Annotated in this window: 25 protein-coding genes and 1 pseudogene; 17 read left to right on the top strand and 9 right to left on the bottom strand. The window is 65.5% G+C overall.

From position 1 onward, the window contains the following. Positions 1 to 134: 134 nt before the first annotated feature. Positions 135 to 1,778: a putative bifunctional diguanylate cyclase/phosphodiesterase gene (locus ACUXST_RS01595; protein WP_458388203.1), complete on the top strand. Its 1,644-nt coding sequence runs from the start codon at positions 135 to 137 to the stop codon at positions 1,776 to 1,778. 6 nt (positions 1,779 to 1,784) lie between these two features. Here the strand turns inward: ACUXST_RS01595 and ACUXST_RS01600 are convergent, their stop codons facing one another. Continuing rightward, a complete protein-coding gene (locus tag ACUXST_RS01600) occupies positions 1,785 to 2,219 on the bottom strand; it encodes an OsmC family protein (RefSeq protein WP_458388204.1) in 435 nt (144 codons plus the stop codon). A 145-nt stretch (positions 2,220 to 2,364) separates the two neighbouring features. Here ACUXST_RS01600 and ACUXST_RS01605 point away from each other — a divergent pair, with 145 nt between their 5' ends. From ACUXST_RS01605 to ACUXST_RS01625, 5 genes are all read left to right on the top strand, one after another. Beyond that, positions 2,365 to 2,505 carry a hypothetical protein gene (locus ACUXST_RS01605; RefSeq protein ID WP_458388205.1) on the top strand — a complete coding sequence of 47 codons (141 nt, stop codon included), beginning with the start codon at positions 2,365 to 2,367 and terminating at the stop codon, positions 2,503 to 2,505. Between the two features lie 95 nt (positions 2,506 to 2,600). Further along, positions 2,601 to 3,515, top strand: coding sequence for an ion channel (locus ACUXST_RS01610; protein WP_458388206.1), 915 nt, complete (start codon positions 2,601 to 2,603; stop codon positions 3,513 to 3,515). A gap of 131 nt (positions 3,516 to 3,646) precedes the next feature. Further along, positions 3,647 to 3,787 (top strand): hypothetical protein, encoded by a 141-nt coding sequence (locus ACUXST_RS01615; RefSeq protein ID WP_458388207.1) that lies wholly within the window; start codon positions 3,647 to 3,649, stop codon positions 3,785 to 3,787. A gap of 51 nt (positions 3,788 to 3,838) precedes the next feature. Continuing rightward, positions 3,839 to 4,444 (top strand): PAS domain-containing protein, encoded by a 606-nt coding sequence (locus ACUXST_RS01620; protein WP_458388208.1) that lies wholly within the window; start codon positions 3,839 to 3,841, stop codon positions 4,442 to 4,444. 112 nt (positions 4,445 to 4,556) lie between these two features. Beyond that, positions 4,557 to 4,778 (top strand): DUF378 domain-containing protein, encoded by a 222-nt coding sequence (locus ACUXST_RS01625; protein WP_458388209.1) that lies wholly within the window; start codon positions 4,557 to 4,559, stop codon positions 4,776 to 4,778. A gap of 105 nt (positions 4,779 to 4,883) precedes the next feature. Here ACUXST_RS01625 and ACUXST_RS01630 read toward each other — a convergent pair whose 3' ends face one another. Genes ACUXST_RS01630 through ACUXST_RS01640 form a run of 3 tightly spaced genes read right to left on the bottom strand, consistent with a single transcriptional unit; the run spans position 4,884 to position 7,212 of the window. Further along, positions 4,884 to 6,074, bottom strand: a complete 1,191-nt coding sequence (locus ACUXST_RS01630) for a CCA tRNA nucleotidyltransferase (RefSeq protein ID WP_458388987.1) — start codon at positions 6,072 to 6,074, stop codon at positions 4,884 to 4,886. Then, a complete protein-coding gene (locus ACUXST_RS01635) occupies positions 6,065 to 6,646 on the bottom strand; it encodes a CoA pyrophosphatase (protein ID WP_458388210.1) in 582 nt (193 codons plus the stop codon). Before ACUXST_RS01635 ends, ACUXST_RS01630 begins: the two co-directional genes overlap by 10 nt. Beyond that, positions 6,643 to 7,212: a DUF1285 domain-containing protein gene (locus ACUXST_RS01640; protein WP_458388211.1), complete on the bottom strand. Its 570-nt coding sequence runs from the start codon at positions 7,210 to 7,212 to the stop codon at positions 6,643 to 6,645. Before ACUXST_RS01640 ends, ACUXST_RS01635 begins: the two co-directional genes overlap by 4 nt. Positions 7,213 to 7,268: 56 nt before the next feature. Here ACUXST_RS01640 and ACUXST_RS01645 point away from each other — a divergent pair, with 56 nt between their 5' ends. The 11 genes and pseudogenes from ACUXST_RS01645 to alr all read left to right on the top strand — a co-directional run. Beyond that, positions 7,269 to 8,009, top strand: coding sequence for an SDR family oxidoreductase (locus tag ACUXST_RS01645; protein WP_458388212.1), 741 nt, complete (start codon positions 7,269 to 7,271; stop codon positions 8,007 to 8,009). Next, on the top strand, positions 8,006 to 8,431 hold the full coding sequence (locus ACUXST_RS01650; RefSeq protein ID WP_458388213.1) for a dihydroneopterin aldolase: 426 nt from the start codon (positions 8,006 to 8,008) through the stop codon (positions 8,429 to 8,431). Before ACUXST_RS01645 ends, ACUXST_RS01650 begins: the two co-directional genes overlap by 4 nt. A gap of 207 nt (positions 8,432 to 8,638) precedes the next feature. Next, the gene (locus ACUXST_RS01655) at positions 8,639 to 9,307 is read left to right on the top strand and encodes a TonB family protein (RefSeq protein WP_458388214.1); all 669 of its coding nucleotides are present in this window, start codon (positions 8,639 to 8,641) and stop codon (positions 9,305 to 9,307) included. Between the two features lie 47 nt (positions 9,308 to 9,354). After that, complete coding sequence (locus tag ACUXST_RS01660) at positions 9,355 to 10,179, top strand: MotA/TolQ/ExbB proton channel family protein (protein WP_458388215.1); 825 nt, start codon at positions 9,355 to 9,357, stop codon at positions 10,177 to 10,179. Positions 10,180 to 10,254: 75 nt separating this feature from the next. Further along, positions 10,255 to 10,731: an ExbD/TolR family protein gene (locus ACUXST_RS01665; protein WP_458388988.1), complete on the top strand. Its 477-nt coding sequence runs from the start codon at positions 10,255 to 10,257 to the stop codon at positions 10,729 to 10,731. A 29-nt stretch (positions 10,732 to 10,760) separates the two neighbouring features. Then, positions 10,761 to 11,192, top strand: a complete 432-nt coding sequence (locus ACUXST_RS01670) for an ExbD/TolR family protein (RefSeq protein ID WP_458388216.1) — start codon at positions 10,761 to 10,763, stop codon at positions 11,190 to 11,192. A 124-nt stretch (positions 11,193 to 11,316) separates the two neighbouring features. Next, entirely contained in the window at positions 11,317 to 11,733 is a 417-nt protein-coding gene (locus tag ACUXST_RS01675) for an ExbD/TolR family protein (protein ID WP_458388217.1), read from the top strand. 48 nt (positions 11,734 to 11,781) lie between these two features. Beyond that, positions 11,782 to 13,137: a bifunctional UDP-N-acetylglucosamine diphosphorylase/glucosamine-1-phosphate N-acetyltransferase GlmU gene (gene glmU, locus ACUXST_RS01680; protein WP_458388218.1), complete on the top strand. Its 1,356-nt coding sequence runs from the start codon at positions 11,782 to 11,784 to the stop codon at positions 13,135 to 13,137. A 4-nt stretch (positions 13,138 to 13,141) separates the two neighbouring features. Then, the gene (gene glmS, locus ACUXST_RS01685) at positions 13,142 to 14,965 is read left to right on the top strand and encodes a glutamine--fructose-6-phosphate transaminase (isomerizing) (RefSeq protein WP_458388219.1); all 1,824 of its coding nucleotides are present in this window, start codon (positions 13,142 to 13,144) and stop codon (positions 14,963 to 14,965) included. Between the two features lie 6 nt (positions 14,966 to 14,971). Further along, positions 14,972 to 15,343 carry a tRNA-binding protein gene (locus ACUXST_RS01690; RefSeq protein ID WP_458388220.1) on the top strand — a complete coding sequence of 124 codons (372 nt, stop codon included), beginning with the start codon at positions 14,972 to 14,974 and terminating at the stop codon, positions 15,341 to 15,343. Positions 15,344 to 15,390: 47 nt separating this feature from the next. Beyond that, positions 15,391 to 16,413: pseudogene (gene alr / locus ACUXST_RS01695) on the top strand (alanine racemase); the annotation flags it as partial. On the opposite strand, the gene nth reads toward alr, so the two are convergent. Genes nth through ACUXST_RS01720 form a run of 5 tightly spaced genes read right to left on the bottom strand, consistent with a single transcriptional unit; the run spans position 16,298 to position 20,935 of the window. Next, positions 16,298 to 17,065: an endonuclease III gene (gene nth, locus ACUXST_RS01700; protein WP_458388221.1), complete on the bottom strand. Its 768-nt coding sequence runs from the start codon at positions 17,063 to 17,065 to the stop codon at positions 16,298 to 16,300. The pseudogene alr and the gene nth sit on opposite strands and share 116 nt — an antisense overlap. Next, positions 17,062 to 18,132: a pyridoxal phosphate-dependent aminotransferase gene (locus ACUXST_RS01705; RefSeq protein WP_458388222.1), complete on the bottom strand. Its 1,071-nt coding sequence runs from the start codon at positions 18,130 to 18,132 to the stop codon at positions 17,062 to 17,064. The genes nth and ACUXST_RS01705 overlap by 4 nt, the downstream gene beginning before the upstream one ends. After that, on the bottom strand, positions 18,129 to 19,466 hold the full coding sequence (locus ACUXST_RS01710; RefSeq protein ID WP_458388223.1) for an APC family permease: 1,338 nt from the start codon (positions 19,464 to 19,466) through the stop codon (positions 18,129 to 18,131). The genes ACUXST_RS01705 and ACUXST_RS01710 overlap by 4 nt, the downstream gene beginning before the upstream one ends. Continuing rightward, a complete protein-coding gene (dapB, locus tag ACUXST_RS01715; protein WP_458388224.1) occupies positions 19,463 to 20,179 on the bottom strand; it encodes a 4-hydroxy-tetrahydrodipicolinate reductase in 717 nt (238 codons plus the stop codon). The genes ACUXST_RS01710 and dapB overlap by 4 nt, the downstream gene beginning before the upstream one ends. 9 nt (positions 20,180 to 20,188) lie before the next feature. Further along, complete coding sequence (locus ACUXST_RS01720; RefSeq protein WP_458388225.1) at positions 20,189 to 20,935, bottom strand: DUF72 domain-containing protein; 747 nt, start codon at positions 20,933 to 20,935, stop codon at positions 20,189 to 20,191. Positions 20,936 to 21,112 lie beyond the last annotated feature (177 nt).

Genomic DNA, 21,112 nt, shown 5'->3' on the forward strand with positions numbered 1-21,112 from the left:
GGAAAAATTAACTCATCGGGGCCATAGACGACCCCATGCAGGCTGCCGCAAACCGCCTGCCGAGTGCGTCAAGGCACCGGCGAACGGAAAAACCGACCTCAAAACCGCATCTTGCGGCTGCGGGCGACACGGGTTTGCTCGATGCGCTGCCGATCGCCGCGGCCATCGTTGAGCGTGATGCGGATAGCGGGCTGACGATCATCGCCCACAACACACGCTTTTTCGAAACGGTCAGGCTGTCGAGCTGCACTGCCGCGGACTGGAACGAAGCGAAGTGCCTCAAGTCCGGTCCGATCGCCGAGCTGCTGCAGACCTTCTTCGACGGCACCGACGTCACGGGCGAACTCGACTTCCGCGATGGCGAGGGAATCGGCTCGCGCTACCTGCGGGTCAAGCTGGCGCCGCTCCCCCGCCGCGACGAAGCGCAGCCGCGATGCCTCCTCTCCGTCGTCGACCGTACTGTGGAGGTGCAGGCCGAACGCACGCTTCGGGCCGAGATGCTCCGGGACAGCCTGACCGGCCTTCCGAACCGGCTCGCCTTCACAGAAGCGGTCGAACATGCCGGCAATGCGGCCTCCCGCGACCTTCAACATGCCGTGCTGGTCGTCGACATGCGCCGGTTCAGCCGCATCAACGAGTCGATGGGAAGCCTCGCCGGCGACGAGTTGCTGATTACCTTCGCCCGCCGCCTGATCCTCGCGCTTCGTGCCGGTGACGTCCTGGCGCGCACTGGCGGCAACGAATTCGGGGTTCTGGTCTCGCTCCGCCGCGGGATCGCCGATGCCTTGAAGGCGGCCGAGCGCATCCAGCAGGTGCTGTCGACGCCGTTCAAGATCTCCGATCTCGAGATCAAGGTCGAATGCGCAATCGGGCTTGCACTCATGAGCGCCGGCCAGGATTCCGAGGAGCTGTTCCGGAACGCCCAGCTGGCCGTCAAGCAGGCGAAGGTCGAAGGCCGTCCTCAGGTTTATGAGCCCAAGCAGTCGACCGAAGCGCGCCGCCGCTTCTCCATTGAGACCGAGCTCCGGCGCGCGCTCGACAAGGACGAGCTGAAGCTCTTCTACCAGCCACTGATCGACCTCCGCTCCGGACGCGTGGCGGGCTTCGAGGCGCTCGCCCGCTGGTCGCACGAAGACCGCGGCGAGATCAGCCCGTCGGAGTTCATTCCCGTCGCCGAGGAATCCGGCCTGATCCTTCAGCTGGGCCGCTGGGCGATGGACAAGGCGGCGCAAACGCTCGCCGACTGGGACCGGGAGGTCGGCGAGAAGCTGCCCCTCTATGTCGGCGTGAACCTGTCCGCCATTCAGGTCGCGCGCGACAACATCGCCGATGTCGTCGCAAGTGCGCTGAGGTCGAGCGGGTTGACCGGCGACCGGCTGACCCTGGAGCTGACGGAAAGCTCGATCGTCCAGGATCCGGCCCGCGCAACCCGCGTGTTCGACGCGCTGAAGGCGCTCGACGCCACCGTCGCGATGGATGACTTCGGCACCGGTTATTCCAGCCTAGCGTACCTGCAGCGACTGCCGATCGACGTCCTCAAGATCGACAAGAGCTTCGTTACCGGCATGATGGTGGATCCCGACGCGGTCGCCATTGTCCGCGCAGTGCTCAGCTTGGCGGAAGCGCTCGGCATGTCGACGACGGCCGAGGGCATCGAGACCGTCGAGCTTGCGACGACGCTCGCAACCCTTGGCTGCGCGTCAGGGCAGGGCTATTATTTCGCTCGGCCGCTCGAATCCCAGGCAGCACTGGACTACTGGAAATCGCGCCGCCGCTAGTGCGGCTCAAGCCTGCGCCGTCGTGGTGACCTTCAGGTCCATGTCGGCCTTCAGAAGCTGCGAGATCGGGCAGTTGGCCTTCGCATCGTCAGCGAGCGCGCGCAGGTCTTCCTCGCTGATGCCCGGTACGTCAGCCCGAAGCTCGAGATCCGAGCGGCTGACCCGGAACCCGGCGCCGTCCTGATCGAGCTTGACGCGGGCCGTCGTCTCCAGCGTTCCATCGCTGATGCCCTTTCCGGCGAGCGCGAACGAGAGTGCCATCGTGAAGCATCCCGCGTGCGCGGCGGCGATCAGCTCCTCCGGATTGGTGCCCGGCTCATTCTCGAAACGAGTGTTGAACCCGAAGCGCTGCTGCGAAAGTACGCCGGACTGCGTCGACAGCCAGCCCTGGCCGTTCTTGCCCATGCCCTGGTAGCGAGCGGTCGCGGTGCGAGTGATCATTGGAGCCTCCTGGTGGTTGAACAGCCTTAGCCGCGAACCTCCCGCGCTTGCGAAGGTTGCGGCGTGTCCGACGAACGGCTCGCCGCTTGGGCCGGAGCCGAGCCGCCGGCCGGGAGTTTCAGTCGCAAGTTCAGGAGGACTCGCGATGACCGATCACAAGAAGAAGGGCGACTTCGACCAGGCCCGCAAGCACGACATCGGCGGCAACAAGAAGGCCCATGAGAAAGGCGAAAGCGACAGCCGTACCGGCAGCAAGCAGAATGCCGGACACGGCGGGCACAAGTAATCACGGGTCAGCCCTACAGGACGGGACGCGGCGCTGTGCGCCCCTTTGACTGCAGTTGAGTTCCCGCACCGGCCGGCACGCGCTACAAGCCGGCGATGTTCCGTCGCCGCCGTAACCTCACCAGCCACCCGCCGCTTGGCCGGGCACTGCGCAGCGACCGCGCGCTGAACGTCCGGCCGATCGGTCGGGCGCGGTGGAGCTTCGCCGACATCTATCACCTCTTGCTGCGGATGACGTGGCCGCGGGTGACGTTGACGTTCGTCGGAGCTTTCGTCGTCCTTAACCTGCTGTTCGCGACAGCATATTCGCTCGACCCGACGGGCGTGTACTGGGGCGCAAGACCGGTGAACGCGCCGCTGTTCTGGCGAGCCTTGTTCTTCAGCATCGATACCGTGGCGACCGTCGGCTACGGCAACATGTACCCCGTCTCCGTCTATGCGAACGTCCTGGTGGTGATCGAGATCACGTTGGGCGCGATGTTCTTCGCGATCACGACCGGCATTGCATTCGCCCGCTTTTCACGCCCGACCGCTCGGATCCTGTTCTCGCGGGTAGCCGTGGTCGCCAACGTCGATGGCGTGCCCACGCTGATGTTCCGGGCAGCGAACCTTCGCCACAACCTCGTCTTCGAGGCACGGGCGTCCGTTTCCGTCCTGGTCGACGAGACGGTCGGCGCAACGACGATGCGGAGGTTCAAGGACCTGAATCTCGTCCGCGAGAAAAACCCGGTTTTCACGCTGACCTGGATGATCATGCATCCGATCGATGCGGACAGCCCCATCGCGCAGTGGATGCCGGGTGCCGAAACTCCTCCCCAGTCGGAGTTGATCGTCGTGCTTGCCGGGACAGACGACCGGACGGGGCAGACGATGCACGGCCGCTGGGCCTACACGCCGGCGGACGTTCGCTGGGACACCCGCTTCGTCGACATCCTCGGCCAGGCAGCGGACGGGACGCGGACCATCGACTATCGCCGCTTCCACGACATCGAGCCCTCCGAGCCGCACTAGATGGCTGCCGCAAGCGCCGGGAATCGGGCGTGAAAATCGTGCGGGGACTGCTCCAGGTTATCGCCGAGCTCTGGCGTTCGGCTGATAGCCGGGCAGAACAGCCCAGACGATAGAAGGCTTGGATACAAAGTATGACTGAAGCGTCGGAAGAATATCTGCGGCGGCGGGAGCGCGCCGAGCGGGCGGCTGCGAAGAAGGCGAAATCCGAAGCAGCACGCCGGGTGCATCAGGAGCTGGCGCAGGGTTACGCCGAACAGCTGCGCGGGAGCTGAACTGCCGCCAGAAGTTGCCAGGGGAAGCAAACTTCCGGCAAAAGGCGGTAGATGTCGTCGCCGCAGCAACATGTTGTCGAGTCCGTTGCCGCCAGTCCGCTGGCGATGGTGATCACCAACCCGCGGGCTCCCGACAATCCTATCGAGATCGCCAACTCGGCCTTCTGCGCTTTGACCGGCTACAGCGAGAATGAGGTCGTCGGCCGCAACTGCCGCTTCCTTGCGGGCGACGGCACCGAGCCGTGGATCAGCGAGCAGATCAGGGAAGCGGTGGTTCACCAGCGTTCCGTCCTCGTCGACATCCTGAACTTCCGTCGGGACGGAACCGCCTTCCGCAACGGAGTCATGATCGCGCCGCTGTTCGACGATGAAGGGCAACTCGCCTTCTTCCTCGGGTCCCAAGTGGATCTCGGCGCCACCGAGGCGACGGCACTGTCGGTGCGGCAGGCGAGGGCGAGAGCACGGGTCGCCGAACTGCCCCTGCGGCAGCGCCAGGTTCTCGCCGGAATGGCGACGGGACTCCTCAACAAGCAGATCGCATACCAACTGGGAATCGCCGAGAAGACGGTGAAGATGCACCGCGCGCTGCTTCTCGAGCGCCTCGGCGTAGCGACCAGCGCGGAAGGCGTTCGGATTGCGGTCGAAGCCGGTCTCTAACCTACCGGCCAAAGTCCGTATGGCTCACGAAGCGGCGGCTCCTTAACTCCCTGTCAGAATGCCGGCCGTGTCCCCTCTTGTACGGCCGGCAGATTTGACAGGAGAATCCCCCATGCGAGCCATCAATTCCGTTACCCTGCTTCTGCTGATTGTCGGCGGACTGAACTGGGGGCTGGTTGGCCTCTTCAACTTCGACCTGGTCGCTGCGCTGTTCGGCGCCGGCTCAGTGCTGTCCCGGATCGTCTACGTGCTCGTCGGTGCTTCGGCGGTGTGGCAGATCATCCCGCTCGTGAAGAGCCTGGGCGACGGCGAGACGCGCGCGCAGCACGCCTGATCGGTGCCAGATGGACCGGCGGCAACAGGTCGTTCTGCTGAGCGCAGGATTGTTTGCCGCCGTGTTCCTGCTGGTTGTTGAAATCTCGAGCTTGGACAGCGTGCGCTAGTTTCCGGAGCGAAGCGCATCGCCGACCAAAGTTTCGAAGTCGGCGCCGGCGGGGAAGCCGGCATCGATCCATTCGTCCTCGATCATCTTGAGCGTCCGCGCCACCAAGGGCCCTTCCGGAACGCCGCGCGAGATGAGCATACCGCCGCCGATCGGCAGCGAAGGCTTTCGCCATTCCCTGAGGCCAGCGGCCTCGTCGCTGCGTCCAGCAAGCAGCAGCCGATCGATGGCGCATTCGTGGCCGACCCGATAGGCGAGCGCTTGCGGGGAGGTGTCGAGGCTCGTGCCGGCGCCGCAGGCGAGCCGACTCCGCGCTTTCTTGGAGAGCTTGAGCCGGATGGCGACCTGCTCGGCCACGGCAGGATCGCGCGGGAGAAGTGCCGTCAGCCGCCGCAACGGGTCGGCCACGAAGCCCGAGGCGCGCTCGCTTACTAGCACTGACTGGAGCTCGCACAGGCGTTCTGGCTCGATCTCTGGCAGGACCGGACGGAGGATACCGCGCTGGAGCATGATGCCGACGGTTGGGGCAGGGTCCGGCAGACCGAGCAGCTTCAGCAATTCGTCCGCAATCCGCTCGCGTGACAAGGCCATCAGGTCGTTGGCGCGAGCGGTGCAGGCAGCGAGTCCTGCCGGGTCCGGCTGGCCGGCGCCGAAGCGGGCATGAAAGCGGAAGAAGCGAAGGATGCGCAGATGGTCCTCGGCAATGCGCTGCAGCGGCTCGCCGATGAAGCGGACGCGGCGCTCGGCGAGGTCTTCAGACCCGCCGAAGTAATCGAAGATCTCGCCCGTTTGCGGGTCGGCAAACAGAGCGTTGATCGTGAAATCGCGACGCGCGGCGTCGGTTTGCCAGTCGTCCGTGAACGCCACCGTCGCGCGGCGGCCGTCTGTCGACACATCCTGCCGAAGCGTGGTGATCTCGAACGGGTGCCCGTCGCTGACCGCGGTGACCGTCCCGTGCTCGATGCCGGTCGGGACAGCCTTGATGCGGGCTGCTTCGAGGCGGCGGATGACTTCATCGGGAAGCAGCCGGGTGGCGAGATCCACGTCGCTGACCGGCAGGCCCATGAGATCGTCGCGAACCGCGCCGCCAACGTAGCGGGTCAGTCCCTCGTCTGCGCCGAGGGCGGTCAGAACACGCGCAGCGCCCCGCAACCGCCGCCACTTCGCGGCGTCCAGCCTCAGCTCCACTGCAATCGCCGCGACAGGTTGACGATAATCGCTGCCGTTGCCCCCCAGATCCTCCGGTCCTCCCATTGGATCTCGTAATAGTGCCGCTCTACCCCGCGCAAGTCGGCGCTTCGCCGCCGGTGGTTGGCCGGGTCGAGCAGGGACGCAAGCGGCGCTTCGAACCAGTCGGCGACTTCGGGCTCGTGGGGAGCGAGCGGCTGGTCCGGTGAGAGGACCCCGATCACCGGAGTGATCACGTAGCCGGTCACGGTCCGGTAATTATCGATCGAACCGACCACGTCGACGCTCGCGGGATCCAGGCCAAGCTCCTCATGTGCCTCGCGCAACGCGCCGGTGACGGCGTCCTCGCCGGGATCGAGCCGCCCGCCGGCGAAGGCGATCTCGCCGGCGTGGGTTCGCAGGCGCTCATGGCGGACGGTCAGCAGCAAGCCCGGCTTAGCCCGGTCGGTGATGGCAATGAGGACTGCCGCCGGCGTGGCCGCGCTCGCCCGGAGTTCCGGGAGATCGCCTTCGAGTGGCGGAAGCGCAGCCGGCTCGGCCAAGGCGGTGCGCAGCCGGTTTGCGAGAGTCACTCCGGGCTCTCCAGCGGGAAGAAGGCCCCGTCGCTCCAGATTCCCGGCGGATTGTGGCCCGACGCGAGCGCGAGCTCGGCGAGCTCGTAGTAGACCGGTCGCGCGAGCTCCGCCTCCAGACCGTGGCGTACGAGCACGCGAGGGGAGGGCCCTTTCTCCGTTTCGACGATCGTCAACGGATGCTCCGCCCCGACGATGACAATGTCGCCGCTGTCGAGGCGCAGCGCGATGCGCTGCTCGATGCCGATGCCCTCGACGGTCATCTCAACCGCGCGGAAGGCAGTTGCCTCGACGTCGATCTCGAGCTTCTCGACCGGGGTGACCAGCATGTGGCGACCGTCAGGCTCCCGCCTCAGCACAGACCCGAACAGCCGTGTCATCGCCGGCCGCGTGATAAGCGCACCCTGGTGGTACCAGGTTCCGTCGCGCGCAATGCGCATCTCGGAATGGCCGCAATAGGGGGGATCCCAGCGCTCCACTGGCGGCAGCTGGCGTTCGCCGGCGTGGCGTTCGAGTTCGGCGAGAGGGAGCCCGCGCAGCTCGATCGGGGGATGGCTCTCCGGCATTTCCCCTCCGCCATTGGATTGCTTCGTGCCCGCGCTCAAGGCAGGACTGGCCAGCCATGAGCGCAGAACCCAGCCGTACCGCAATCGTAACCGGCGCCGGCAAGCGGATCGGAGCGGCGATCGCATCCGCGCTCCTCGCGGACGGCTGGGCTGTGATCGCGCACGTCCACAATGACGCGGATGAGGTGCCCGCCGGCGCGATTAGGACGGTGGTCGATTTGGAGCGGACTGATTGCGCCGAACAGATATTTGCTGCTGCGGCAGGCCTGCCTCCCGTCACTCTGCTCGTGAACAATGCGGCTCGCTTTGCTTTCGACGGGTTTGGCAGTTTCGACACCTCCGAATTCGACTCGCACATGGCGACCAACGTTCGTGGGCCCGCGCTCCTGATTGAGCGCTTCGCAGCCGGCTCTGCCCCAGGGGCTGAAGCTCTGGTCGTCAACCTGCTCGACTCCAAGGTCGCTGCGCCCAATCCTGACTTCCTCAGCTACACGCTTTCAAAACAGGCGCTGGCGGGATTGACCGAGCTTGCCGCCCGAGCGCTTGCGCCGCGGAGAATACGGGTGAACGCCATCGCGCCGGCGCTGGTCCTTCGTTCGCCTGGCCAGAGCGAGGAGAATTTCGCTGCAATGCACACTGCCAATCCACTCCGCCGGGGCGTCGATCCGGACGATATCGTCCAGGCGCTACGGTATCTCGTCGAAGCGCGCTGCGTGACAGGCCAGGTGCTGGTTATCGATTCGGGCCAGCGGTTCTTGGCCGTTGAGCGCGACGTGCAGTTCCTGGAGCATCAATGACCACGGCGACGACTGTTCTGAAGGGACTGGTACCGGATCACCTCAAGGTGCGGTCATCGCGAATCATGCTCGAATCGCTCGAGGTGACCGCGGACATCGGCTTCCACGAATTCGAGATCGGGTCTCCGCAACGGCTGCTCGTGACGGTCGAGATCTGGCTCGAGGATTCGAAGCTTCCCGCGGATGACGACCCAAGCCGGGCGTGGAACTACGATTTCGTTCGCTCGCAGGTGCTCGAACTGACGGCGGCGCGCCGCTACAATCTGCAGGAGACGCTCGCCCACGCGATTTTCGAGCGGCTTGCCGCCATCCGTGGGGTTCGGGCGCTACGCCTGCGCATGGCCAAGCCGGACGTCTATCCGGACGCAGCAGCAGTGGGGATTGAGATCGCCTCGTTCCCCGGCGTCTGGCCACAAAGCTGAAATCAGCCACGAAGCCCCGCTGGTTCCGGGTTGATGGAAGTGGAACAAAATCCGTTGCGCCGCCTTTGACGCTTGGATAGAGGATGCCAACTTTCGTGCCGATGATATGTTGACACATCGGTCATCCATCCAAGCGGACCGGGCGTTCGTCCAGATGCTCGGGCCGGCCGCGGTTAGCCGCGGCGTGTTGAGGAGAACTGCGGCTTAATGTCCTACGCGCAACGCAAAGAGATTAGCGGCAACCGGACAGTGGCGATCGTGCTCGTCGTGCTAATCCAGTTTGCGATTGGCTACGCGATTGTCACGGGGCTTGCCTACAACGTCCTTAAGAAGGCTGCTTCGGACCTGAAGACGTTCGACGTCGAAGAGCAGCCGCCGCCACCCGAGCAGCCGCCGCCACCGCCGAAGGACATGCCGAAGGTGCCGCCGCCGCCGATGGTGCCGCCGCCGATGGTGCGGATGAACACCCCGCCGCCGCCGACGATCGAAACCGTCGTCCGGACGACGCCGCCGCCGATGGCTCCGCCGATGCCGGTCATCAGCCAGGCTCCGCCGCCCCCTCCGCCGCCTCCGCCGCCGCGGCAGACGCAGCCGAGGAGTCTCACGGGTGACGTGCAGGGTCTGATCCAGGGCGATGACTATCCGCCGAGCGCGCTCGAGAACGGCGACCAGGGCACGGTGAACGTCAGTCTTACGGTTGGCCCCAGCGGTCGCGTCACGGGGTGCAGTGCCTCGGGGAGTGCATCTTCGCTGCTAAGGAGCACTACGTGCCGGATTCTCTCGGCTCGCGCCCGGTTCAGCCCGGCTCAGGACGCCAGCGGAAATCCGACTACGTCTACCTATTCCCGTTCCATCACGTGGCGCATTTCGGAGTGATCCGGCCACGAACCGTTCGAAATTGATTTCAGAAGGAAAGCAAAGAGATGCAAGCAGCCCCTACTGGCAACAACACAGACTTCGGCATCATGAACGCCCTTCATGAGGGTGGCGTCATCAGCTGGAGCGTGTTCATCATCCTCGCGTGCATGTCCGTCTTCTCGTTCTACATCCTCTTCACGAAGTTGATGCAGCAGCAGAAGATCATCGCGCAGGGACGCAAGGTGCGATCCAGCTTCTGGAACTCGCCTAACCTGCGCGATGCTTCGGGCAAGCTCGAGGCCCGCAGCGCCTACCGCGCCATCGTTGACGACGCTCTCCTGGCGCAGGAGCAGCACGGCAAGCTGACCGACCCGGTCGACCAGCACGACTGGATGGGCAACAGCCTGGCGCGCAGCCAGGGCGCAATCGGCTCGCGCCTCGGTGAAGGCCTGGCCTTCCTCGCCACCGTCGGTTCGACCGCTCCGTTCATCGGTCTGTTCGGTACCGTTGTCGGCATCTACCGCGCGCTGATCAAGATCGGCGCCTCGGGCGACGCCTCGATCACCACGGTTGCCGGCCCGGTCGGTGAAGCGCTGATCATGACCGCACTCGGCCTCGTCGTCGCGGTTCCGGCGGTGCTCGCCTACAACTGGCTGATCCGTCGCAACAAGACGATCATGGAAGATCTTGCAGCGTTCACGAACGACCTGCACGGCTACATGATGTCGGACGGCGCAGTGAAGCCGCGCCTCGGCGGAACCACTGGTCCGGCGGTCAAGGGCACTGCCCAGACCAAGTCGGCGGGTGCGCCGACGCAGCCGGGCAGCGAGCCGCTTCGCACCGGCCGCACGGCGACCGGCGCTCAGGCGAGCCCGACCAGCGCGGAGTAACTCGGCAGCGGGCCGGCTCGTCCGGCCCGCCGGCCTCTCCGGGGGCCGAGAAGGGAAAGTGTACAATCTATGGCAATGAGCGTTGGACAGGGCTCGGGCGACGAAGACGTCCCGATGTCCGACATCAACACCACGCCGCTCGTCGACGTGATGCTAGTGCTGCTGATCATCTTCCTGATCACCGTTCCGGTGGTCATCCAGACGATTCCCGTGAAGCTGCCGAAGGTCCGGTACGAGGTCACCCAGACCAAGCCGGAGAACGTCGCTCTGACCGTGCGCAACGGTCCTGGCGGCACCTGCGAGGTCTACTGGAACATGACCAAGATGAGCCAGAAGGACCTGCTCGACCGCGCCGTGAAGAAGCTGGAAGACCAGATCAAGGCGGTCGGCGGAGTTGCGAACATCAACGACGAGAACATGCCCGAAGCGCACATCCGCGGCGACGTGAACACGCAGTACAAGTGCATCGGCGCGGCCGTCATCACGATGCAGCAAGCCGGCTTCCAGCGCGTCGGGTTTATTTCGCAGCCGGGCCCGCAGGCCGGCTCCTAAATGCTTTCCGTTAGTCAGGAACTCTAACCATGGCGATGCAAACAACCGGCGATAATGCCGAAGGCGAGCCGATGATGGACATCAACACGACGCCGTTGATCGACGTCATGCTGGTGCTTCTGATCATGCTGATCGTAACCATCCCGCCGCAGACTCACGCGGTTAAGCTGGACCTGCCGGTGAATAACAACACCCCGCCGCCGCCGGTTCAGCCCAACAAGAACAAGATCATCATCGCCGCAAACGGCCAGGTGCTGTGGAACGGTGCTCCGGTGAACCTGGTGCAGCTGCGCCAGTACCTCGACGTCACCCAGCAGATGAACCCGGTTCCGGAGCTTCACTTGCAGCCGGAAGCAAGCGCCCGCTACGAACTGGTGGACGAAGTGCTTGCAGTGACGAAGCGTGCCCACGTCCAGAAGATGGGTTTCGTCGGCAACGAATATTACATGAACACTTTCTAGGCGATCACGCCTGGCAAGCTTTTGAGGGCGGCTCCGCCAGGGGCCGCCCTTTTCTGTGCAGGTGAGGGCTCTTTGACTCCGCTGCTTCGTTGTGATGTTATATCAAGCAGTGATGGAGGCGCACATGAACTCCCCGATGCCGCAAGTGCAGCCCGCCTTGATGACCGAGCTGAACACCACTCCGCTGATCGACGTACTATTGGTGTTGCTTGTGATGCTGATCGTCACCATCCCGGTGCAGAGCCACACCATCAAGCTGGACCTGCCGCAACGAAGCACGGTTCCGCCGCCGAAGAACGGCTTCAATCTGCTGGAAATCACCCACGGCGGCAGCCTGCTGTGGAAGCGCCAGCCGATCACGCGCGAGGGGCTGAAGTACAACCTCGAGGCCACGCAGCAGATGGAGCGTGTCCCGGAGCTGCGTTTCCGACCAGACGCCCGTGTACGCTACGAAGTCGTTGCCGACGTTCTCGTAACTATGAAGCGCGAGCACGTGCGCAGGTTCGGATTCGTCGGGAACGAAGCCTACGCAAACTGGTAGCGGGTCCAGACTGGCGCTCGGCAGGGCGCCATGCCAATGCTGCCGGCGATGACTGACCTGCCCCGTTTCGCCGTTGTGATCCTCGCCGCAGGGCAGGGCACGCGGATGCGTTCCGACACCCACAAGGTGCTTCACCCGATCGCCAGCAGGCCAATGCTCCTGCACCTGCTCGATACGGTCGAAGCGCTCGGCGCCGAGCGGCGCGTCGTCGTCGTCGGCAAAGGCCGCGAGCAGATTGAATCAGCCATTGCCGGCCGTGACGCTACGCTCGCTCACCAGGCGGAGCAGAAGGGTACGGGTCACGCGGTGCAGCAGGCCCAAGCCGCGCTGGAAGGTTACGAGGGTCCGGTACTGATCCTTTATGGCGATACGCCGTTCGTCGCTCCGCACAGCCTCGAGCGCATGCTCGAGCGGTTGGCGGCACCTGATGCGCCGGGCGTCGTGGTCCTGGCGTCGTCGCCGGCCGATCCGGCGAGCTATGGGCGCATCATCCTTGGCGAGGGCGACAGCATCGCCAAGATGGTTGAATTTCGTGACGCCTCCGAGGAGGAACGCGCGGTTCGGCTGTGCAATTCCGGCATGATGGCGGCCCACGCGCCCGACCTGTTCCGCTGGCTGAATCAGGTCGGCAACGACAATGCGGCTGGCGAATTCTACTTGCCTGATATCGTCAACATCGCGGCGGCCGAGGGCCGTCAGGCGGTGGTCATCGAAGGCGACCCTTACGAGACGGCCGGCGTGAATAGCCGGGCCGAGCTTGCCCATCTTGAACTCGAATGGCAGCGGCGGCGTCGCGAGCAGGCGCTTCAGGACGGAGCCACGCTCATCGATCCGGAAAGCGTCTGGTTCGCATTCGATACGCGGCTCGGCCGCGACGTGACGGTCGAGCCGCACGTGGTGTTTGGCCCGCAAGTTTCGGTCGCGGACGGCGCAACGATCCACGCCTTCAGCCACATCGAGGGCGCAGTGATCGGCGGGAGGGCAAGCGTCGGGCCTTTCGCGCGGATCAGGCCGGGGTCGCGGGTGGGTGAGGGCACCCGCGTGGGAAATTTCGTTGAGCTGAAAAGCGCCGAGGTGGGCGCCGGCGCCAAGGTCAACCACCTGTCCTACATCGGCAACGCGAAGGTCGGAGCGCGCGCCAACATCGGCGCCGGCACTATCACCTGCAATTACGATGGCTTCGGCAAGTATCCGACCGTGATTGGCGAGGGCGCGTTCATCGGCTCGAACTCTGCGCTGGTGGCGCCGGTCACAATCGGCGACGGCGCAATCGTCGGAGCGGGTTCGGTGATCACCCGCGACGTGGAGCCCGACAGCCTCGCTCTCGAACGCAACGAGCAGAAAGGCATCGCCGGCTGGGCCCGCCGCTTCCGCGAGCGGATGACGAGGAAGGCAGCAGAGTAAGCGTATGTGTGGGATTGTTGGAATTGTCGGCAACAGCGACGTTGCCCAGCGGCTGTTCGATGGTCTGAAGCGGCTTGAGTATCGGGGGTACGACTCGGCCGGGATCTGCACGATCGAAGGTGGGGAGCTTGTGCGGCGCCGCGCGGAAGGCAAGCTCGACAATCTGGCTCGCGAACTCGCCGCCAATCCGCTCCACGGAGCGACCGGCATCGCGCACACGCGCTGGGCGACGCATGGCGCGCCGACGGTCGGCAACGCCCATCCACACATCGTCGGACGGGTGGCGCTGGTCCACAACGGCATCATCGAAAACTTCAAGCCGCTCCGCGACGAGCTCATTGCGGAGGGCCGGACGTTCGAAAGCGAAACGGACACCGAGGTTGTCGGGCACCTGGTCGCACGCGAGGTCGAGCGCGGCGCCTCACCGCAGGACGCGGTCGCTGCCGTATTGCCGCGCCTTCAGGGGGCGTTCGCGATCGCTTTCCTGTTCCGCGACCATCCCGATCTGATCATCGGCGCGCGGATGGGTGCGCCGCTGACGGTCGGCTACGGCGATGGCGAGAATTACCTCGGTTCGGACGCGCTTGCGGTCGCGCCCTGGACGCAGCGCATCGCGTACCTCGACGAGGGCGACTGGGCCGTGGTGCGCCGCGACAGCATCGAGGTGTTCGACCGGCATAACCAGCGCGCGGAGCGCGAGATCGTCCAGTCGGGCGCGAACTCGGCGCCGGTCGAGAAGGGTAACTACCGGCACTACATGCAGAAGGAGATCTTCGAGCAGCCGATCGTCGTTGCGCAGACTCTCCAGACCTACGTGCGGCCGTTCGAAGGCCAGGTCGCGCTCCCCGTAGCGGACGCGGACCTCGAGTCGGTCAACCGGCTGACCATCGTCGCCTGCGGGACGAGCTACTACGCCGGGTTGGTGGCGAAATATTGGGTCGAGCAATTTGCCCGGGTGCCCGTCGACATCGATGTCGCGTCGGAATTCCGGTACCGCGAGCCGGTGCTGGAGCCCGGCGGCCTGGCGCTCTTTATCAGCCAATCGGGCGAGACGGCCGACACGCTCGCCGCGCTTCGCCATGCGCGCGGGCAGGGGCAGCGGATCGCCGTCGTCGTGAACGTGCCGACAAGCTCCATGGCGCGTGAGGCGGACCTGCTGCTTCCAACCCATGCGGGGCCGGAGATCGGCGTCGCTTCGACAAAGGCATTTACCTGTCAGCTGGCGGTTCTTGCAGCGCTCGCGTCCAATCTCGCGCGGGCGAAGGGGCGTGTGACGGAATCCGAAGAGCAGGACATCGTCGCCCACCTGCAGGAGGCGCCCGCCGCGTTGAACGCCGCGCTCAATCATGACGAGGACATCGCCGCGATGGCGCACCTCATCGCTCCGGCCCGCGACGTGCTCTACCTTGGACGCGGGCCCGACTATCCGATGGCGCTGGAGGGGGCGCTCAAGCTGAAGGAGATCAGCTACATCCACGCGGAAGGGTACGCTGCCGGCGAAATGAAGCATGGTCCCATTGCGCTGATCGACGACCAAGTGCCGGTCATAGTGATCGCGCCGTCAGGGCCGCTGTTCGACAAGACGGTCAGCAACATGCAGGAAGTCCGTGCCCGCGGCGGCAAGATCGTGCTGATCAGTGATGCCGAGGGTATCGCCGAAGCCGGCGAGGGATGCATGGCGACGATCGAGATGCCGCGCGTCCATCCGCTGATCGCGCCACTGGTCTACGCTGTGCCGGTGCAGTTACTCGCCTATCATACGGCAGTGCTGAAGGGCACGGACGTCGACCAGCCCCGCAACCTGGCGAAGAGCGTCACGGTCGAGTGACGAGCGATGCATAAGCTGCATGACCCCGGTGAGCCGCCGGCAGCGGCGATCACCTTCGACGACTTCCTGAAGGTGGACGTGCGGGTGGGGACGATCGTCTCCGTCGAGCCGTTCCCGGAAGCGCGCAAGCCGGCCTACAAGCTCGTCATCGACTTCGGCGAGACGCTGGGGCGCAAGAAGTCGTCGGCGCAGGTGACGACGCTCTATACGCCGGACGCGCTTGTCGGCATGCAGGTCGCGGCTGTGGTCAATTTCCCGCCGCGTCAAATCGGGCCGTTCATGTCCGACGTCCTGACGCTGGGCTTCCCCAATGAAGCCGGGGAGGTCGTCCTCGTAGCCCCGGAACAACAGGTTCCGAACGGCGGCCGCCTCTTCTAAGCCACGGAGGCTCGACGCCTGTCGGCAAGGCGGATACGGACCCGGGCGTGCACCGTCCGCTCCGCCTGACGCTCGATCGTTCTGCGCTCCAGGCGAACTGGCGCTGGCTCGCCGCGCGTGCCGGAGTCCCCGCCGGCGCCGCGGTGAAGGCGGACGGATATGGGCTGGGCGCCCGCCAGGTCACCGACGCGCTGCTCGAAATCGGCTGCCGTGACTTCTTCGTTTCGAACTGGGCTGAAGCGGACGCACTGGGCGCTCTGCCCAATGGCGCCAGCTTGCTCGTTCTCCACGGCGTCGGTCCGGACGACGCCGAAGCTGCGCTCGCCTCGTGCGCCCGGCCTTGCCTGAACACGGTTCAGCAGGTTGCGCGCTGGAAGGAGATGGCTCCGGAGCGGCCTTGCGACGTGATGATCGACACCGGCATGAACCGGCTGGGGCTCAGGCCTTCCGAGATCGGGGCGGTGGACGGCCTCGCCATCGACACGCTGCATAGCCACCTCGCCTGCGCCGACGAGGACAGCCGCCTGAACGGCGTCCAGCTGCAGCGCTTCAGCGAGGTCGCCGCGCACGTGCGGGCGCGGCGCTACAGCCTGGCGAACTCTGCGGGCATCTGCCTCGGGCCGAACTACAGCTTCGATCTCGTGCGCCCCGGCATCGCGCTCTATGGCGGTGTTCCGCGGCGAGAAGCTGAGGGCAACATCCGCCAGGTCGCTCGCCTCCAGGCCCAGATCGTTCAACGCCGGATTATCCGCGCCGGCGAGAGCTGCGGGTACGGCGCGACCTTCGTCGCAAGCGAGGATACGGAGGCCGCGATCCTCAACGTCGGCTATGCGGACGGCTATCTACGCGGCTTCTCCAGCACCGGCTCGGCGTTCGCCGGGGAGTTCGCGCTACCGGTGCTCGGGCGCGTATCGATGGACCTGATCGCTGTCGGCTGCGACGCCGCGCCGGACCTCAGGGAAGGGGCTTGGGTCGAGATCGACTACGACTTGCCTTCGGCGGCGAAGCAGTCGGGCCTTTCGCAATACGAGTTGCTGACTTGCCTCGGCTCACGGTTCGAGCGACGCTGGGTTTGACGCGCTCCTCGGGCGTTAGCGTCTTCGGCTTGTAGCGGCAGAGGTCGATGACCGGGCAGCGCCAGCACTCCGGCAGGCGCGCCTTGCAGGTGTAGCGGCCATGCAGGATCAGCCAGTGGTGCGCGTCGCGTCGAAACGGCTGCGGCACCAGCCTGTCGAGCTTCAGCTCGACGTCGTCGACCGTCTTGCCGGGCGCAAGGCCGGTCCGGTTGCAGACGCGGAAGACGTGCGTGTCGACTGCGAAAGTCTCGTCTCCGAATGCGGTGTTGAGGACGACGTTGGCGGTCTTGCGCCCGACTCCGGGCAGCGCCTGCAGCTCCTCGCGCGAGCGCGGCACCTCTCCGCCAAAGCGCTCGATCAGCGCTTGGCTCAGCGCAATGACGTTCTTCGCCTTGGTGTTGAACAGGCCGATCGACTTGATTGCCTCTCGGAGGCGCTCCTCTCCCAGCTGGAGCATCTCTTCGGGAGTGCTGATCTCAGCGAAAACGGGGCGCATCGCGAGGTTCACGCTAACGTCGGTTGCCTGGGCCGACAGCACGACGGCAACCAGCAGCGTGTACGGGTTGGTGAATTCGAGCTCGGTTGTCGGCGACGGGTTCGCTTCCGCGAGGCGGCGGAAGAATTCGAAGACTTCATCGCGCTTCACGCAAGATCGTCCAGCGCCTTGCCGAGACGGTTCAGCGCTTCGGCGAATTCGTCATTTCGCACGGCGAGATCCACGCGGAAGTAGTCGGGCAGCTCGAACCAGTGGCCGGGCACGATGGCTGCGTCGTAGCGGGCGCGCAGATGGGCATCGAGCCGTTCGGTGTCGCCAGCCAGCCAGCACGGGAAGGCGGTTGTGCCGTGCAGGGCTGGCACGCACTCCAGGTCGGGGCGGGATTTCAGAAAGCTGTTGAAGCGCTCGCGGTTGGTTCGCAGCAGGGCCGGATTGCCGCGGGTGACCTCGTCAATGTGCTCGAAGGCGATGCAGGCGAGGCGCTCTGCCGGATGCGCCTGGTTGACGCCGAACAGGTCGTTGAGCCGCCACATCCGTTCGGCGACTTCGGCCTCGGCCAGTATCCAGCCGCAACGCAGGCCGCTCAGACCGTAGACCTTGGTCAGGCTGTTGGTCGTCACGAATTCGGGGGCCAGGTGGACGGCGCTCTTCGGACGAGGGATGGCGGCGTCCAGATAGACCTCGTCCACCAGCACGCGCGCGCCACGCACTCTGGCCACGTCACCGACCCGGCGCAGTTCTTCGTCTCCGGCGAGCACGCCGCTCGGGTTGTGGAGATTGGTAAGCACGATCAGCCGGGTGGCTTCCGTCGCGGCATTCTCGACCGCGGCGGGATCGAGGCGGAAATCGCGAGGTGAGCGCGGGAAGCGGATGATGCGGGCACCCAGGAACTCCGCGGCGGCGAGCAGCGGCTCGTAGGTCGGACGTTCGATCAGCACTTCGTCGCCGGGGGCGATCAGGGCGGCCATTGCCAGGAAGTTGGCCATGGAAGTGCCGTCCGCCGCGACGACCTGCTCGGGCCCGACGCCGTAGCGGCGGCCAATCGCCTCACGGAGCGGGAGGTAGCGCGGGTGACTTGCGCCATCGAGGTCGAGGTCGGCGATCGTCCAGGGCAGCCGGTCCATCCGGAAGTGCGGCACCTCGCTACCGGTCAGCGGATAGCGGACCGGCGGCTTGAACTTGGCCCAGTGCATATAGTCGGACTGGAATGGCTTCATGCCGGGTCCGTTCGATTCCTGCGCTTCCAGTACAGGCATGCGGGTACGCCGGCAGCGAGGATTGCGTAACCGATCAGGCTGTTGACCGGATTGTTGATCACCGTCGCGACGACGGTGATTGCACAGGCCGCGACGAAGAGTCCCGTCGAGATGGGATGAAACGGTGCGCTGAAGCTGCCAGGCTTGCCGGCATCCCGGTGCCGGAAGACGAACAGCGCAAGTCCGGTCAGGCCGAAGAAGATGAAGTCGACCGAGACCACATAGCCGAGGATCTGGCCGTACGTGCCGGACAAGGCGATCGCGATTGCGGCGGCACCCTGCAGGACGATGGCGACGACCGGAACACGGGTCGTGGTGCTCACCTTTGCAACGCTGCGAAAAAAGAGGCCGTCCTCCGCCATTGCGAAATAGACGCGCGGCGCCGTCAGCATGCCTTGGCTCAGGAACCCGAGCGTCGAAATCGCGATCCCCAAGTCGATCAGCGTTGCGCCGCGGTTGCCGAGCGCGAGGCGCATAACGTCGCTCGCTGGAGCCTTGGAGGCCGCGAGCCCCGCCGGACCGAGCGTGTGGACGCAGACGAATGCAACCAGGCAGTACAGGAGGATCACGCCGCCGACGCCAAAGAGAAGTCCGCGAGCGAGATCCCGCTGCGGGTTGCGCATTTCGCCGGCGCAGAAGCTCGCCGTCTGCCAGCCGCCATAAGCGAACATCACCGGTGTCAGCGCTGCCGCGATTGCCGACAGCGGCGTTGAGACCAGGGCGGCGGTTGGCAACGGTGCTCCGCTCGCCGGAGCAAGCCACCAGCCGACGGCGACAAGCATGGCGATGGCGGCGATCTTCAGGACCATCAGTCCACTCTGGACATTGCTGCCCGACCGCACGCCCAGGCAGTTGATGGCCGTGAGCAGGGCCAGCGCACCTACTCCCACCACGCTCTCGGCGACCGGCCAGTGCGTCAGTTCGAGGAAGTAGCGGGCGAAGGTGATGGCGACCGCGGCCATGCCGCCCGACTGAATCACCAGCAGGAGTGACCAGCCGTAAAGGAAGGCCGGCATCGGGCCGAAAGCATCCCGAAGATAGGCGTACTGCCCGCCGACTTCAGGGCGCCGGACAGCGAGCTCCGCATAAACGAATGAGGCGCAAAGAGCGACCAGTCCGCCGATCGCCCACACGCCGACGATCCAACCGGGTGTGAGGAGGTGGTGGGCGACCTCGGCCGGATTGACGAAAATCCCCGCCCCGATGATGCCGCCCATGACGAGCATGGTCGCATCGAACAAGCCGAGGCGCCGTGCGAGCAATGCGTCGGGATTGCCGCTCGCCGGCTGCGTCAACCGAGCCGCGCCCCGATCACATCGCGCATCGAATAGAGTCCGGCAGGCTTGCCGACGAGGAACCGGGCTGCAGCCAGCCCGCCCCGGGCGAAGATCATGCGGTTTTCCGCGCGATGCGACAGGACCAGCCGCTCGTCGGGACCCAGGAACATGACGTCGTGGTCCCCGGCGACGCTGCCGCCGCGCAGACTGGCGAAGCCGACGGCGCCGGCTGCCCGCGCCAGACCGGTGCCGTCGCGGCCGCGCTCCGAGTTGAGTTCAGTGCCGCGTCCCCGGGCGGCTGCTTCGCCCAGTGTCAGCGCGGTTCCCGAGGGCGCATCCGCCTTCATTTTGTGATGGACCTCGGCGATCTCGATGTCCCATTCGGCGCCGAGCGCCTGAGCGGCGCGCTCGACCAGCTCGGCAAGGACGGCAACGCCCAGCGACGTGTTCGATGCGCGCAAGATAGCGATCTGCCGCGACGCTTCGGCGATCTCGCGATCCGCAGTTTCGTCGAGGCCGGTGGTTCCGACGAGTAGCGGGACAGCGGCCGAGACGGCGCGGTGGAGGCTCGACTGCAGTGCTTCGGGCGCGGAGAAATCGATCAGGACGTCGCCATGATCCTGGTCGATCACAAATGCCGCGTCCGCCTTGGCAGCACTTTTGATCGCCTCGCCCATGCGGCCGTCCGGCGCGAACAGGCTGATGCGGATCGGCTGGTCGGGAGCACGCATCGGAAGTGCTTAGCCAAGCCGCTCCTGCAGGGCCAGTGCTGCTGCCGGGGCGCGGACCTTAGAGCCGTTTATCAGGAACAGATAGGAGTCCCGGCCGGCCTTCTGCCACCCACGGGCGCGGGCTGCGAAGGCGTCGAGCGCCTCGTTATCGTAGCCGGTCGGAACCTCGTCCCGCATGCGCTGCAGCCGGGCGTAGGCGAAGCTGGCCGTGTCCGCGTCGATGCACGGGAACTCGTCATCGTCACCGAACACCACCGCGACATCATGCTCCCGGCACAGCGCGAAGAAGCTCTCGTCACGGAAGCTTTCGTGACGCGGCTCGATGACGTGGCGGAGCGGGATCCCGTCCAGCTTGCTTGGCAGCAGCTTGAGGAACGAGGCGATGTCCTCGCGATCGTACTGGCGGCGTGCAGCGAGCATCCACAGCACAGGGCCGAGCTTGTCGCCCAGCGCAGCCATGCCCTGGGCGAAGTAGACTCCGAGCCCTTCGCCTGCGTCGGCAAGTTTTGGCCGAGTGACGCAATAGCGGGATCCCTTGATCGCAAACTCGAAGCCATCCGGCACCGTCGCAGCCCAGGCTGCCCAGCTATTCGGGCTCTGGCGTCCATAGAAGGTCGCGTTGATCTCGATGGCTCCGAACTGCCGCGACGCATATTCGAGCTCTTTCGATTGCGGCAGGCCGTCGGGGTAGAACGGCCCGCGCCACGGCGGGAACGTCCAGCCGCCAATGCCGATGCGGATTTTACCCTCGCTCATCAGCAGCCACGCCTATGCTGGTCGCATGGGCTTTCGCAACATCGTCATCCTCTCGTTGAGGTGAAGCGTCCGCTTTCCAACCTGAGCTCACCGTTCGCAGACGACCCATTTGCAGACGTTCCGTGCGGCATTAGCATCGTAGTATGGCTGACGCTCTGGACGTGTACGTCTTCCGCG

It is taken from the genome of Sphingomonas sp. F9_3S_D5_B_2 (assembly GCF_054263715.1).

What these genes read in the sequence shown, in the direction of transcription:
- ACUXST_RS01600 (WP_458388204.1), bottom strand. Translation starts at nt 2,219, where the DNA reads ATGATCACTCGCACCGCGACCGCTCGCTACCAGGGCATGGGCAAGAAC.
- ACUXST_RS01605 (WP_458388205.1), top strand. Translation starts at nt 2,365, where the DNA reads ATGACCGATCACAAGAAGAAGGGCGACTTCGACCAGGCCCGCAAGCAC.
- ACUXST_RS01610 (WP_458388206.1), top strand. Translation starts at nt 2,601, where the DNA reads ATGTTCCGTCGCCGCCGTAACCTCACCAGCCACCCGCCGCTTGGCCGG.
- ACUXST_RS01615 (WP_458388207.1), top strand. Translation starts at nt 3,647, where the DNA reads ATGACTGAAGCGTCGGAAGAATATCTGCGGCGGCGGGAGCGCGCCGAG.
- ACUXST_RS01620 (WP_458388208.1), top strand. Translation starts at nt 3,839, where the DNA reads ATGTCGTCGCCGCAGCAACATGTTGTCGAGTCCGTTGCCGCCAGTCCG.
- ACUXST_RS01625 (WP_458388209.1), top strand. Translation starts at nt 4,557, where the DNA reads ATGCGAGCCATCAATTCCGTTACCCTGCTTCTGCTGATTGTCGGCGGA.
- ACUXST_RS01640 (WP_458388211.1), bottom strand. Translation starts at nt 7,212, where the DNA reads ATGCCGGAGAGCCATCCCCCGATCGAGCTGCGCGGGCTCCCTCTCGCC.
- ACUXST_RS01645 (WP_458388212.1), top strand. Translation starts at nt 7,269, where the DNA reads ATGAGCGCAGAACCCAGCCGTACCGCAATCGTAACCGGCGCCGGCAAG.
- ACUXST_RS01650 (WP_458388213.1), top strand. Translation starts at nt 8,006, where the DNA reads ATGACCACGGCGACGACTGTTCTGAAGGGACTGGTACCGGATCACCTC.
- ACUXST_RS01655 (WP_458388214.1), top strand. Translation starts at nt 8,639, where the DNA reads ATGTCCTACGCGCAACGCAAAGAGATTAGCGGCAACCGGACAGTGGCG.
- ACUXST_RS01660 (WP_458388215.1), top strand. Translation starts at nt 9,355, where the DNA reads ATGCAAGCAGCCCCTACTGGCAACAACACAGACTTCGGCATCATGAAC.
- ACUXST_RS01665 (WP_458388988.1), top strand. Translation starts at nt 10,255, where the DNA reads ATGAGCGTTGGACAGGGCTCGGGCGACGAAGACGTCCCGATGTCCGAC.
- ACUXST_RS01670 (WP_458388216.1), top strand. Translation starts at nt 10,761, where the DNA reads ATGGCGATGCAAACAACCGGCGATAATGCCGAAGGCGAGCCGATGATG.
- ACUXST_RS01675 (WP_458388217.1), top strand. Translation starts at nt 11,317, where the DNA reads ATGAACTCCCCGATGCCGCAAGTGCAGCCCGCCTTGATGACCGAGCTG.
- glmU (WP_458388218.1), top strand. Translation starts at nt 11,782, where the DNA reads ATGACTGACCTGCCCCGTTTCGCCGTTGTGATCCTCGCCGCAGGGCAG.
- glmS (WP_458388219.1), top strand. Translation starts at nt 13,142, where the DNA reads ATGTGTGGGATTGTTGGAATTGTCGGCAACAGCGACGTTGCCCAGCGG.
- ACUXST_RS01690 (WP_458388220.1), top strand. Translation starts at nt 14,972, where the DNA reads ATGCATAAGCTGCATGACCCCGGTGAGCCGCCGGCAGCGGCGATCACC.
- ACUXST_RS01705 (WP_458388222.1), bottom strand. Translation starts at nt 18,132, where the DNA reads ATGAAGCCATTCCAGTCCGACTATATGCACTGGGCCAAGTTCAAGCCG.
- dapB (WP_458388224.1), bottom strand. Translation starts at nt 20,179, where the DNA reads ATGCGTGCTCCCGACCAGCCGATCCGCATCAGCCTGTTCGCGCCGGAC.
- ACUXST_RS01720 (WP_458388225.1), bottom strand. Translation starts at nt 20,935, where the DNA reads ATGAGCGAGGGTAAAATCCGCATCGGCATTGGCGGCTGGACGTTCCCG.